Source organism: Halomonas halocynthiae DSM 14573, from assembly GCF_000425725.1.
Taxonomy (GTDB): domain Bacteria; phylum Pseudomonadota; class Gammaproteobacteria; order Pseudomonadales; family Halomonadaceae; genus Halomonas; species Halomonas halocynthiae.
In genome coordinates this window covers 241,683-254,234 of record NZ_AUDZ01000013.1, presented here as the reverse complement: position 1 = coordinate 254,234, position 12,552 = coordinate 241,683, and the positions used below count along the sequence as shown (strand labels likewise).

The following is a 12,552-nucleotide window of genomic DNA, read 5'->3' as shown; positions in this document are numbered from 1 at the left end:
TTTTCCTGTGCTGTACGTTGCTTAGCACCGCACGCTCACCATGCCCAAAGCAACGTCAGCACTCTCAAGTGAGCATGACATGGAACAACACCCGCTAGAAGATATTGCCACCGCACCTGCCGAACACCTTGGTGCCTTAAGCTGGGTCGGAATGGAGGGCATCGCTCTGCCACTCCAAATCGCTGGTCAGCCTATTACTGGCCGCGCGTCAGCAGGCGTCAGCCTTGATGAGCCCACGGCCCGTGGTATTCACATGTCGCGCCTTTATCTAGCGCTGGCTGATTTAGCGCACCAAGAACTGACACTGCCGCAGATAGCCGCAGTGCTCGATACGTTTCTAGCCAGCCATGACGGGTTATCTGAAGCAGCGTTTCTCGACCTAGAAGGCGAGGCACTGTTGCGCCGCCCAGCGCTACTCAGCCCCCTTTCTGGGTGGAAAACATACCCTTTCACCCTGCGCTGCCGGCGTGATAGCAGCGGACTGCACGTCATTCTTGACCTCAGCGTGGGCTACTCTTCTACCTGCCCCTGCTCCGCCGCCCTTGCCCGTCAGCTGGTTCAACAAGCCTTCGACAAAAACTTCAGTGAAGCCCCCATAACCCACGAAATGGTTAGGGAATGGCTAGGCAGTGATCAAGGCATATTAGCCACGCCTCACAGCCAGCGCAGCCAAGCCCATCTTTCCGTTCGCGTCGCGCCCAACCAAGAATCATTACCTTTACTGGCACTGGTTGATCGTGTCGAGCAAGCTCTTGGCACCGCCCTGCAAACCGCCGTCAAACGCATCGACGAACAAGCCTTTGCCTTGGCTAATGGCCAGAACCTGATGTTCTGCGAAGATGCAGCACGGCGTCTTCATGCCACGCTGAGCGAGCAACCGAATATCTCAGGGTTTTCTCTGCGCGTGGTGCACGCCGAGAGTCTGCACGCTCATGATGCGGTGGCCCGCAGTGAGTGGAACTGGCAGGATTAATCACGCCCTTTGGTCGTAAACGCTTGACCACAGACAGACTAAGAAAAGCGAGAGCCGGGCGGCTTAGCGAAGAGCGTCAGAAGAGGCAGCAGGCCGTGCCAATTTACGCTTAAGCAGTGCCACAAAACTAGACAACACAAACAAAACCGCGGCCAAACAAACAATGGTGGGTCCAGTAGGCGTATCGAACCAATAGGCGGCCTGCAAGCCGCCTGTGGTTGAGGCAGCTCCAACCACGGCCGCCAATAGCACCATGGCCTCTGGCGTACGACAGAAAGGCCGAGCCGCGGCCGCAGGAATAATCAACAGGGCAGCAATCAATAACGCACCCACCACCTTCACCGCCACCGCAACCACTACCGCCAAAGATAGTGTTAACACCAGCTGTTCACGCTTAGGGTCAATACCGCTCGCTCGAGCAAGGTCTGCATCCAGTGTTGCGGTGAGCAATGCCGACCAGCGCCACCCCATCAAGCCCACCACCAATAACACGCCCACTGCAATGAGAGCCAAGTCTTGTGGAGCAACAGCAAGAATGTCGCCGAACAAATAGGCCATTAAATCCACACGGACCCCTGAAAGAAATGACACGGCCACCAGCCCGAAAGCCAGCGCCGAATGTGCCATAACGCCAAGCAACGTATCCATGGCATAGCCCCGCCCGCTCAGCAGCGAAACCAGTGTCGCCATCAGCAACGACACCACCAGTACACCCGCAAAAACAGAGGTTGAAAGCAACAACGACAGCGCCACACCAAGGATAGCCGCATGAGCGGTAGCATCACCAAAATACGCCATACGCCGCCACACCACGAAACAACCTAACGGCGCAGCCGCAAGCGCCACACCAAAGCCGGCCAGAGCAGCGCGTACCAAAAAATCATCAAGCATTAACATTGGCTCCTTGGTGACTGGCATCCGCCGTAGACGGCGCAGATGCAGCGGTAAAGTGGTCATGGTCGTGCCCGTGGCGATAAAGCGCTAGTGCATCACCGGTACCAGCACCGAATAACCCTTGATAAGCCGGCGAAGCAACAACTCGCTCGGGAGTCCCTTGGCAGCAGATATGGCGGTTCAGACAAACCACACGATCCGACGTACGCATCACCACATGCAGTTCATGGCTTACCATCAGTACGGCGCAGCCTAGCTCACGGCGCACTGCTTCAATTTGACGATAGAAGTCAGCCGTACCGCGATAATCAAGCCCTTGAGTCGCCTCATCGAGCAACAACAGGTCGGGTTTTTCCAACAAGGCCCGAGCAAGCAAAATGCGTTGCAGCTGCCCGCCTGACAGGTCGGTCACCTGGTGCTGCATCAGCCCAGGAACCCCCGCCTGTTCCAGCGCCTGACGTAACACTCGGCTCGAATGGCGGCGCGGCAAATTCAGAAAACGCGCCACCGTCAATGGCAAGGTAGGGTCGATAGCTAAGCGCTGTGGCACATAGCCAATCGTCAGGCCCTGCTCTCGCACTAGCTGGCCACGGGCAGGCTGCACGGCACCGATAATCACACGCAGCAAGGTCGATTTACCGGACCCATTAGGGCCAATCAAAGTGACAACTTCACCACGATCAATGTGCAGGTCGATATTCTCAAGAATGCAATGCCCCCCAAGGGCAACATGCAAATCATCAATCGACAGAAGAGGCATGGTGGGTCTCCGGTGTTGTCGTGACGAGGGCCGGAAAAACTGGCATCAGGCAACCATCGAGCAACGTTGACGTGACCACGAATGTTATAATATAACGATGGCTCTCTCAATAGCTCTGCTGATTGCCCACATAAAACTGCTCACATAACGCTTGGAGAAACCATGATGAACAAACTGCTACGTCCGCTCAGCCTGCCTTGGCTGATGGTGCCTGCTATTGCAGTGGCTGACGTACCCTCGGTAACAGTAGATATCCCCCCCGTCTACTCTCTGGTCGACCAGGTTATGGGGGAACTGGGCTCTCCTAAACTAATCATTCAGCCAGGCGCCTCACCCCACGGCTACGCCATGCGGCCTTCAGAAGCCGATGCCCTATCACGAGCAGATGTTGTTTTTTGGGTCAGCGATGATTTAACGCCATGGCTACCCAAAGTGCGGAAGTCGCTGGCAAGTGGCGCGGTAATGGTCGAGTTGATGGAGACTGACGGGACACAGCAGCTAGCGTATCGCCAAGGGGCGACGTTCGATGCGCATGACAACCATGACCACGACCACGACCACGACCACGACCACGACCACGACCACGACCACGACCACGACCACGACCACGACCACGACCACGACCATCATAATCATGGGCATGACTCACATGACCATCAAGCGCATAATCACACTCATGAAGGCATAGACCCTCATGGTTGGCTCGACCCTGTCAACGCACAAGCCTGGCTTGGCGCTATTGCTGAATCGTTAGCCAACCTCGATCCTGAGAATGCGGGCACTTATCGCCAAAACGCAGCGCAAGGTCAAGCCGAGCTGGACACCCTGATTAACACACTGAATGACCGACTAGTCGCAGCTCCGGAAGCACGCTTCATTGTCTTTCATGATGCTTATCAGTACTTTGAAAACCGCTTCGACGTACCAGCCGCGGGCGCGATTTCTTTAAGCGATGCCTCAAGCCCCAGCCCAGCACGCATCCGCGAAATTCAAACCCGCGTGTCAGACGAAGGCATTCAATGCGTGTTCCGAGAGCCACAATTTAACCCCGCATTAATCGACAGCGTATTCGAAGGTACGGGTGTTGAAACATCGATTGTCATCGACCCGCTGGGCGTTGGCCTACCGCTGGACACAACGCTCTATCCACAATTATTGACTCAACTCGCAGATGGTATCGTGCGCTGCGCCGAACACTCATTGACGCGCTGACTGACCCAAAAGCGCCCTTAAGCATGACAAGTGCTTCTCTCCTCGGGGCACACGGATGATCCACCACCGTGACCCCGAGGTCGGTATACCGCTTTAGCTAGATTCAGCGCAACGTCCGCAAATACCGTGCAATTCGATTGTCGCACTGCGTAACGAGAAACCTTGGCGGCTAGCCATATTCACCAGCTCACCCTGCAGCTCGGAATCCTTTAACTCATCGAATGCCCCACAGTTTTCGCAGATGATAAACGCCGCAGAGCCACGGCAACCACCCGGCAAGCTGCAGGCAGCATAGGCATTGAGCGATTCAAGGCGATGGACCAGACCAAGCGCCTGCAGCTTGGTCAAAGGGCGGTATATCTGAACTGGCGCACTAAACCCTTCCCCACGGAGCCGGTCAAGTAAGGCATACGCGCCTAATGGTGCATCTTCTTTATTCAAGACATCCAGCACCAACTGTTCTTTTTTGGTTAGCGTCATCACCCTGTCCTCATTGTCTTCTCGCCCCATTATTTCCAGTAGGCCACCATGCTTGCCATGCCTGTCAAAAATAGCGGTATATTTTCTTTTAAATCAAACGGCTCTAGAAAAGAAACGGTTCGAGAGGCTCACCCGTTATGGGGCAAAGACTAGCGACCTAGATGCCGCCCTGCAATGGCGCCAGCCACACCATACGGCATGGCCAACACCCCACTCAGGATTAATGCGCCGACTACTGCGTGAAGCCAGCGCCTGTGCAGAGTACACTAAGCGGCGTTATCCACCGCCAGCCGAGGCCTGCGATGAGCCCCCACCTGCTCTCCATTGATTCCCTGTCCCGCGATGATGTCAATCACCTGATCCGTGTCGCCGCACGCATGGAACCCATCGCCCAACGACGCAAGATCACCCGAGTACTGGAAGGTGCCGTACTTGGCAACCTGTTCTTCGAAGCCAGTACCCGTACTCGAGTCAGCTTTAATGCCGCCTTCTGTCGCTTGGGCGGCACCGTATGCGACACCACCGGCTTTACTTTTTCGTCCATGGCCAAGGGGGAATCGCTGTACGACACCAGCCGAGTGATGAGTGGCTACTGCGATGCCATTGTGATGCGTCACCCCGACCAGGGTTCAGTGGCTGAGTTCGCTCGTGCCACCAACGTGCCCGTCATTAACGGCGGCGATGGCCCAGGTGAACACCCAAGCCAAGCGCTGCTGGATATCTACACCATCAACAAAGAGTTCACACGGCTGGGCAAGACGCTAAACGGCGCCCATATACTGCTAACCGGCGATCTAAAATACGGCCGCACAGTGCATTCATTAATTCGACTACTGTCTCTCTTTGGGCCGATGCGCGTCACCTTAGTGTCGCCACCAGGACTTGAAATGCCTGCTGCGCTGATCGACACCGTTAGCGCCCGTGGATTACAGATAACCTCACGCGACAACCTAAATAGCGACTTCTCCGATGTCGACGTGGTGTACACCACACGTATTCAGAAAGAACGCTTCACTCAGGAAATGAGCGAAGGTTTTGGCGTGTTATCACGAGACTTCACCGTTGACCTGGCTTTCCTCAACCAGCGTTGCAATAACAACACGATTGTTATGCACCCGCTGCCCCGAGACAGCCGCCCCGAGGCCAACGACCTAGACGTAGACCTCAACGGCGACCCGCGCTTAGCGATTTTCCGCCAAACCGACAACGGTATTCCCATGCGCATGGCAATATTCGCCAAGCTATTGCAGGTTGAAGATCAGATTGAGAAAGACTTACGCGACGTGCGTTGGTTCGTACCGAAGACCATCGGCGTGGACGACGCCGGGTTTTAACTCAACTCAAGCGCTCGGCAAGCCTTCTTGCTGCGCCAGCCAAGACTCAAGAATCAGCACCGCAGCAATACCATCGACGCTTTCAGCACGATAGTTGCCGCGGTGCCCTGCCTGTTTAGCAATTGTCTTGGCTTCACGGGTTGAGCCGCGCTCATCAGCCATCTCACAGGGCACCCCAAAACGCCCATAAAGACGCTTACCGAACTTACGCGCACGGGTGCTCATCACACTTTCACTGTCATCCATGTTGAGCGGCAACCCAACCACAAACAAATCGGGCTGCCATTCTTTCACTAGCGAAGCCACCTGCTGCCAATCGGGAATACCGTCGCGCGCGGGTAGAGCTGGTAACTCACGGGCTTTGCCAATCAGCTCATTGGCCACCGCGACACCGATACGCCGCGTACCAAAATCAAACCCGAGAATTAGCCGCTGGCCCATGGCAGTCATTAACTGTGCCCAGCTTCACGCGTCATCAGGTTCAGATCAACACCCAGCGCACCGGCACTGGCCTGCAAGCGTTGCTCTGGCGGTAGCTCAAACAAAATGTCAGCTCGGCCTTCCACCGTTAGCCAAGCATTATCTTTAAGCTCTTCTTCAAGCTGGCCGGGCTCCCAGCCCGAACACCCCAGGCACACCAAAAAGTGCTCTGGACCTTCGCCCTTTGCTAACGCCTGCAAAATATCCATCGAAGTGGTCAAAGCAATCTCTTCGCTCACCTGCAGGCTGGAGTCCCAGTCGCTGCTGTCACCACGATGCAGAATAAAGCCACGATCTTTATGCACAGGGCCGCCAAAATACACTGGGGCACTAAGGGCCGACGGGTCCTGAATTTCAAGCTCCAGCTGCTCAAGCAGCGCATCAAGCGTCAGCTCCAAGGGGCGATTAACCATCACTCCCATGGTGCCATTGTCGTCGTGGTCGCAGAGATAACAAAGCGACCCAGCAAACGGGGAATCTTCCAAATGCGGCATTGCCATCAGGAAGTGATTTTTTAGGCTTAGCATCAACGTCTCCGGCAGGGCTACTGCTCGCCGTATGGTAAATCTTGCCAACAGGAAAAATGAGCAAGAAAGCAACAGGCCACGGGAACTCGCAGCAATTGCTCTCACTCTTATCTCGCATTAATTGTAACACTTATCCCTGCACAACTGAGTGCAGGCTATGCTTGCTGGCCGTCAAAGTGGCGGCGAATAACGTCCATCAAGTCACTGGCAATATCTGTGCCGCGCTGGTCGTCAATTTCACGCACGCAGGTTGGGCTGGTGACGTTAATCTCGGTGATGTAATCGCCGATAACATCAAGGCCGACAAAAATCAGCCCCTTCTCACGAATCATCGGCTTCACCTGATCCACCAGCCATAAATCACGATCCGTCAGCTCACGGCTAACCCCTGTGCCACCCGCCGCCAGATTACCGCGCGTTTCACCGGCCATCGGGACTCTCGCCAAGCCATAAGGCACCGGCTCGCCATTTACCAGCAGAATGCGCGTGTCGCCGTTTTTAATCTCAGGCAGATAGCGCTGAGCCATAATCTGGCGCTGGCCATTGTTAGTCAGCATCTCTAACACCGCACCTAAATTGCGGCCATCTGGCCCAACATGGAAAATACCACTACCGCCCATACCGTCCAGCGGCTTAAATATCACATCGCCGTGCTCAGCATGAAAGGCGCGCAGCTCACTGTCGCGGCACGAAACCAGTGTCGGCGCACAGCACTGCGGGAACTGCTGAGCAAACAGCTTCTCGTTACACTCCAGCAATGCACGGGTTGGGTTAACCACTAACACACCGTCACGCTCAGCAAAGCCCAACAGATGCACCGCATTAAGAAAATGCTCATCAACGGGTGGGTCTTTGCGCATCAGGATTACATCGAGATCAGCCAATGGCCTAACCGCAGGCTCGCCCAGCGAATACCACCGTTCGGTATCACGATAGACCTCAAGGTCACACATTCGCGCATGAGCGCGACCATCGCGCAGGAAAAGATCCTCCTGCTCCATGTAATGCAAGGACCAGCCACGATCACTGGCAGCCCATAGCATGGCCAAGCTGGTATCTTTTTTGTAGGTCAGGTCGGCGATGGGGTCCATCACCACACCAATCCGCAATGTGCTATCGCTCATGATTCCTCTCGTCGGTACCGCGCCTGAGCGCACCGGAATAAAGTCTTGGGCAGTATGCAGCAGCCAGCAGAGTGACTCCAGCGACTCAGCTCGACCGAGACGCCTCACCTACTGCCAGCCGAATGCCGTCAGGCTCAATCACAATACGCTGCTGTTTATAAAGTCGGCCAATGGCTTGCTTGAACGCGCCCTTGCTAACACCTAAGCGCGCTTTGATCTCGCCTGCGGGCGAGGCATCGCTCAGCGACAGATAGCCACCGCTTTCGCGTAGCGCTTTAAGTACCGTGTCGCCCACCACATCCAGTCGCGCCGAGCCAGAGGGCAGCAACGACAAGTCTAGCCTGCCATCTTCCTCACGCACGCGCTTAACGTAACCCTGAACACGCTGGCCACGGCGCAGCGGCCGAGTCACATCATCGCGATACAGCAACCCCCAAAAGCGGCCATTCACCGTCGCTTTGTAGCCCAAGTCAGTCTGCTCAGCGACCACCAGCGCTACCTCATCACCGGCGTTTAGCCCTACCGCTTCATCGACCAAATGGCGGTCCAACCGTTGGGTAGCCACGGGCCGCCCCTGGTCATCTTCATAGAGCAATACCAGCACACGCCGACCAACAGTAGGCCGAAACTGCTGCTCGCCATAGGGCAACAGCACATCGCTGGCATGGCCCCAGTCGAGAAAGGCGCCAGTATTATTGACTGCCACTACCGGCAGGTAAGCCACCTCGCCCACGGCCGCTTGGGGCTCTCGCCCACGGCGCATAGGCTCACGGCGCGAGACACCATCACGGGCAGGGCGGCGATCACGGGGATCAGACATATAAACTTTTCCGCAAAATGAACGTATTGCTCTTAGTATGGGGGCGAGGCAACAAGATACAAAGGACCATATGCCGCCCAACCTCTAATAATAACGGAGCTACCATGTCATCCCAGATTATTCTGCCGCGCCTGATGCAAGTTGGCGACAACGCCAGCCAAGAGCTGCCCGCCGTATTACACAGCCTTGGCTGCCAGCGCCCGCTGATTATCACTGACAAAATGATGGTGCAGCTTGGCTACAGTAGCCAACTTCACACCCTGCTTGCCGAGCACAATATCGCCGCCGATGTCTTCGACGCCACCGTGCCAGAGCCCACAGTTAGCTCCATTCAGGCGGGGGTAAACATGGCGCGTAACGGCAACTACGACTGCCTGATTGCGCTGGGCGGCGGCAGCCCTATCGACAGCGCCAAGGCCATCGCGATACTCGCCAAACATAGCGGCGAAATGTACGACTACAAATTTCCGCGCCAGGTTAACGAAGCGGGCCTGCCGATCATCGCTATTCCCACCACCGCTGGCACCGGCTCTGAAGCCACGCGCTTCACCATCATTACCGACGAAATCAGCGACGAAAAAATGCTATGTGTCGGCATGGGCTTCATGCCAGTCGCCGCATTGATCGACTATCGCCTGACCCTAAGCCTGCCACCGCGCACCACCGCCGACACCGGCATAGATGCCCTAACCCACGCCATGGAAGCCTACGTCAGCAAAAAACGTAACCCCTACAGCGACAGCCAAGCTCTTTCGGCCATGCAACTGATCGGCCCTAACCTGCGCCGCGCCTACTACAATGGCAACGATCAGCAGGCCCGCGAAGCCATGATGCTTGGCTCCACCCTGGCTGGCATCGCCTTCTCTAATGCATCGGTTGCGCTGGTTCATGGCATGAGCCGCCCCATCGGCGCTCATTTCCACGTACCCCACGGGCTTTCTAACGCCATGCTACTGCCCAGCGTAACCGCCTACTCGATACCCGCCGCCGCCGAGCGCTATGCCGACTGCGCTCGAGCCATCGGCATTGCCAGCGAACAGGACAGCAACGACACCGCCAATAGCAAACTGCTCGATGAGTTAACCGCGCTAAATGCAGAACTGCAGGTACCCACACCCGAGCAATTCGGCATTGAACGCCAACGCTTTGTTGAATTGATGCCCAGCATGGCAGAACAGGCGCTAGCTTCCGGCTCCCCCGGCAACAACCCCCGCGTGCCCAGCGCCGACGAAATTATCGCTATTTACCAGCAACTGTGGCCAGAAAGCTGACGTAACGTAACCTCAACAGCCTAACCAAAAGCCGCCGTTTTCAACGCTCTCCAGCGAAGCAAGCGGCGGCTGTTTAGCTTGAGTTTTACGCCTAGATGCCAATCACACCGAACGAGAAAGATATATAAGGCCAGAAGAGCACCACACCTATGACATTCAGGCGTCTTATCGCCCCTTCATCCCGCCTTCATCAAAGCGTCACTTATATTATCTATAGTTTAGTGCGCTCAATAACCTCAGCAATCATATTTCATTTTCTGACTGGGTTCGGGTCTATAAGGAGTTTTTTATGTCTTGTTTCACATTACGCACTGTTTCAGCGGGTATCGCGGCAGCAAGCCTTAGCTTATCGGCTCACTCAGCAACTGAAATTACCTGGTGGCACTCTATGGGTGGTGAGCTAGGCGAGCGCTTAAGCACCATTGCTGAGGAGTTCAGTAACTCTCAGGATGAGTTCGTCGTTGTGCCGTCTTACCGTGGAGAATATGAAGAATCCATGGTCAACACCATTGCCGCGTTCCGCGCAGGTGAGCAGCCTCATATTGTTCAAGTCTACGAGGTAGGCACGGGTACGATGATGGCAGCCGAAGGTGCTGTTTATCCCGTCTACCAACTAATGGAAGACCACGGAAATAATTTTGATCCGTCAGCCTATCTTCCGGTAGTAACAGGATATTACACTGACACCAATGGCAATATGCTTTCTATGCCATTTAACTCGTCAACACCCATCCTTTATTACAACAAAGCTATTTTTGAAGCCGCCGGACTTGATCCCGAAACCCCGCCATCAACATGGCAGGAAATGGGAGAAATGAGCCAAAAAATTCTTGATTCTGGTGCTGCTTCATGCGGTTTCACGATGGGTTATGCCGCCACTTGGGTGGGTTTAGAAAACTTTTCAGCGTTACATAACCAGCCATTTGGCACGCTGGAAAATGGCTTTGGCGGCCTAGACACTGAGTACAGCTTCAACGGTGAGCAACAAGCACGTTTTTGGGACCAGCTAAAAGAATGGAGCGATAGCGACATCTTTATGTATGGCGGTCCCGCTGAAGGGTCCGATGCAGCACCGGCCTTCAATTCCAGCAATTGTGCTATGTACATGAACTCCTCTGCATCGCGCGCTAATGTCATGGCAAATACCGACTTTGACGTTGGCTTTGGCATGCTACCTGTTTACAGCGATGTCGATGGCGCACCGCAAAACTCTATTATCGGTGGTGCCACCCTATGGGTGCTATCAGGCCATGATGATAGCGAATATGAAGGCGTCGCGAAATTTCTTGACTACCTCTCATTACCCGAAGTTCAAGCAGAATGGCACCAGGGCACTGGTTACTTACCCATTACCATGAAAGCCTTTGAACTTAGCCAAGAGCAAGGCTACTACGACGAAAACCCTGGGACAGATATCGCCATTAAGCAAATTAACCTTAACGAGCCAACGGCTAACTCGAAGGGTTTACGCTTTGGTAACTACCCCCAGGTGCGCATGGTGTTAGACGAAGAGCTTCAAGCCGTACTTTCGGGCAGCAAAACAGGGCAAGAAGCGCTTGATGATGCCGCTGAGCGTGGCAATAAAATTCTTCGCGAATTCGAAAAAGCCAACCAATAATGCACTAAGCGCTCATCGCACAGCCCCAGCTTATACAGGCTGGGGCTTCTGCAACTCCTCGTTGATTTTAACGCTACCGCAGCATACGGGCACCCACCTATCGGCCTTTCGCCGAACGTCGCTGCCGTCAGCTATCTAGCTCATTGTTTCCGTAAGAAAGGATGACCCCATGCAGACCAAACGGTCTACTTACCAGAACCGATGGCTACCTTATCTTTTATTAGCACCTCAGCTAATCATTACACTGGTATTTTTCATATGGCCTGCTAGCCAAGCCGTAAAATCTAGCGTTGAACGCACAGACCCCTTCGGATTCAAAACAACGTTTATAGGGCTAGAAAATTATGCGCAAATACTCGCAGACATAACGTATTTAAATGCACTAGGAAGAACCGCCGTTTTTTCTGTGTCTGTTACATTACTTTCTATGGGAATAGCCTTACTCCTAGCAGTGTGTGTTAACCGTGTATTACGCACGTCTAAATTTTATACCACTCTCTTGGTCTGGCCATACGCAGTTGCGCCAGTGGTTGCCGGGGTGCTCTGGTGGTTTTTATTCAACCCAACAATTGGGCTGATCCCCCACCTTCTTGACTGGTTCAACATCAACTGGAATCACCGTGTATCAGGCACTCAAGCGATGATTCTGATAACAATAGCTGCCGCTTGGAAACAGGTATCGTATAACTTTTTATTTTTCTTAGCCGGCCTTCAGTCTATTCCTCAGCCCTTGATAGAGGCTGCCGCAATTGACGGAGCAAAGCCATTTAAAAGGTTCTGGAGCATTGTTTTCCCTTTACTCTCACCCACAACATTTTTCCTAATTATCATCAACATAAACTATGTGATGTTCGACACGTTTGGGGTGATTGATGCAACCACAAAGGGCGGGCCAAACCAAGCAACAATGACTCTTGTCTACAAAATATATAACGACGGTGTTGTTGGCCTTAATATCGGCTCATCATCGGCTCAATCCGTCATGCTAATGGGCATTGTTCTCCTATTAACGTTTATACAATTTCGCTTTGTGGAGCGTCGGGTAAACTACTGAGCATT

13 protein-coding genes are annotated in these 12,552 nt (G+C 54.2%); 6 read left to right on the top strand and 7 right to left on the bottom strand.

Translation table 11 applies throughout. The annotated features are described in order from the left end of the window. Positions 1 to 79: 79 nt before the first annotated feature. Positions 80 to 973 carry a GTP cyclohydrolase FolE2 gene (gene folE2, locus H616_RS0101210; protein WP_027965729.1) on the top strand — a complete coding sequence of 298 codons (894 nt, stop codon included), beginning with the start codon at positions 80 to 82 and terminating at the stop codon, positions 971 to 973. A 63-nt stretch (positions 974 to 1,036) separates the two neighbouring features. On the opposite strand, the gene H616_RS0101205 is transcribed toward folE2, so the two are convergent. Further along, a complete protein-coding gene (locus tag H616_RS0101205) occupies positions 1,037 to 1,864 on the bottom strand; it encodes an iron chelate uptake ABC transporter family permease subunit (RefSeq protein ID WP_035572250.1) in 828 nt (275 codons plus the stop codon). Next, entirely contained in the window at positions 1,857 to 2,627 is a 771-nt protein-coding gene (locus tag H616_RS0101200) for an ATP-binding cassette domain-containing protein (protein ID WP_027965727.1), read from the bottom strand. Before H616_RS0101200 ends, H616_RS0101205 begins: the two co-directional genes overlap by 8 nt. A gap of 162 nt (positions 2,628 to 2,789) precedes the next feature. Between H616_RS0101200 and H616_RS0101195 the strand changes: the two genes are divergently transcribed. After that, positions 2,790 to 3,839, top strand: coding sequence for a zinc ABC transporter substrate-binding protein (locus H616_RS0101195; protein WP_156906401.1), 1,050 nt, complete (start codon positions 2,790 to 2,792; stop codon positions 3,837 to 3,839). Positions 3,840 to 3,932: 93 nt separating this feature from the next. On the opposite strand, the gene H616_RS0101190 is transcribed toward H616_RS0101195, so the two are convergent. Continuing rightward, complete coding sequence (locus tag H616_RS0101190; RefSeq protein ID WP_027965725.1) at positions 3,933 to 4,319, bottom strand: Fur family transcriptional regulator; 387 nt, start codon at positions 4,317 to 4,319, stop codon at positions 3,933 to 3,935. Positions 4,320 to 4,621: 302 nt separating this feature from the next. Between H616_RS0101190 and pyrB the strand changes: the two genes are divergently transcribed. Continuing rightward, complete coding sequence (gene pyrB, locus H616_RS0101185) at positions 4,622 to 5,653, top strand: aspartate carbamoyltransferase (protein ID WP_027965724.1); 1,032 nt, start codon at positions 4,622 to 4,624, stop codon at positions 5,651 to 5,653. A 6-nt stretch (positions 5,654 to 5,659) separates the two neighbouring features. On the opposite strand, the gene ruvX is transcribed toward pyrB, so the two are convergent. The 4 genes from ruvX to H616_RS0101165 form a co-directional block, all read right to left on the bottom strand. Beyond that, complete coding sequence (gene ruvX, locus H616_RS0101180) at positions 5,660 to 6,103, bottom strand: Holliday junction resolvase RuvX (RefSeq protein ID WP_027965723.1); 444 nt, start codon at positions 6,101 to 6,103, stop codon at positions 5,660 to 5,662. Continuing rightward, positions 6,103 to 6,660 (bottom strand): YqgE/AlgH family protein, encoded by a 558-nt coding sequence (locus H616_RS0101175; protein ID WP_027965722.1) that lies wholly within the window; start codon positions 6,658 to 6,660, stop codon positions 6,103 to 6,105. Before H616_RS0101175 ends, ruvX begins: the two co-directional genes overlap by 1 nt. Before the next feature lie 155 nt (positions 6,661 to 6,815). Beyond that, positions 6,816 to 7,784, bottom strand: a complete 969-nt coding sequence (gene gshB / locus H616_RS0101170) for a glutathione synthase (protein ID WP_027965721.1) — start codon at positions 7,782 to 7,784, stop codon at positions 6,816 to 6,818. Between the two features lie 85 nt (positions 7,785 to 7,869). Next, a complete protein-coding gene (locus H616_RS0101165) occupies positions 7,870 to 8,547 on the bottom strand; it encodes a CvfB family protein (RefSeq protein WP_027965720.1) in 678 nt (225 codons plus the stop codon). 161 nt (positions 8,548 to 8,708) lie between these two features. Here H616_RS0101165 and H616_RS0101160 point away from each other — a divergent pair, with 161 nt between their 5' ends. From H616_RS0101160 to ugpA, 3 genes are all read left to right on the top strand, one after another. After that, entirely contained in the window at positions 8,709 to 9,875 is a 1,167-nt protein-coding gene (locus H616_RS0101160; RefSeq protein WP_027965719.1) for an iron-containing alcohol dehydrogenase, read from the top strand. 289 nt (positions 9,876 to 10,164) lie between these two features. Beyond that, the gene (ugpB, locus tag H616_RS0101155; RefSeq protein WP_027965718.1) at positions 10,165 to 11,493 is read left to right on the top strand and encodes a sn-glycerol-3-phosphate ABC transporter substrate-binding protein UgpB; all 1,329 of its coding nucleotides are present in this window, start codon (positions 10,165 to 10,167) and stop codon (positions 11,491 to 11,493) included. Positions 11,494 to 11,662: 169 nt separating this feature from the next. Next, positions 11,663 to 12,547: a sn-glycerol-3-phosphate ABC transporter permease UgpA gene (ugpA, locus tag H616_RS0101150; RefSeq protein ID WP_027965717.1), complete on the top strand. Its 885-nt coding sequence runs from the start codon at positions 11,663 to 11,665 to the stop codon at positions 12,545 to 12,547. Positions 12,548 to 12,552: the final 5 nt, after the last annotated feature.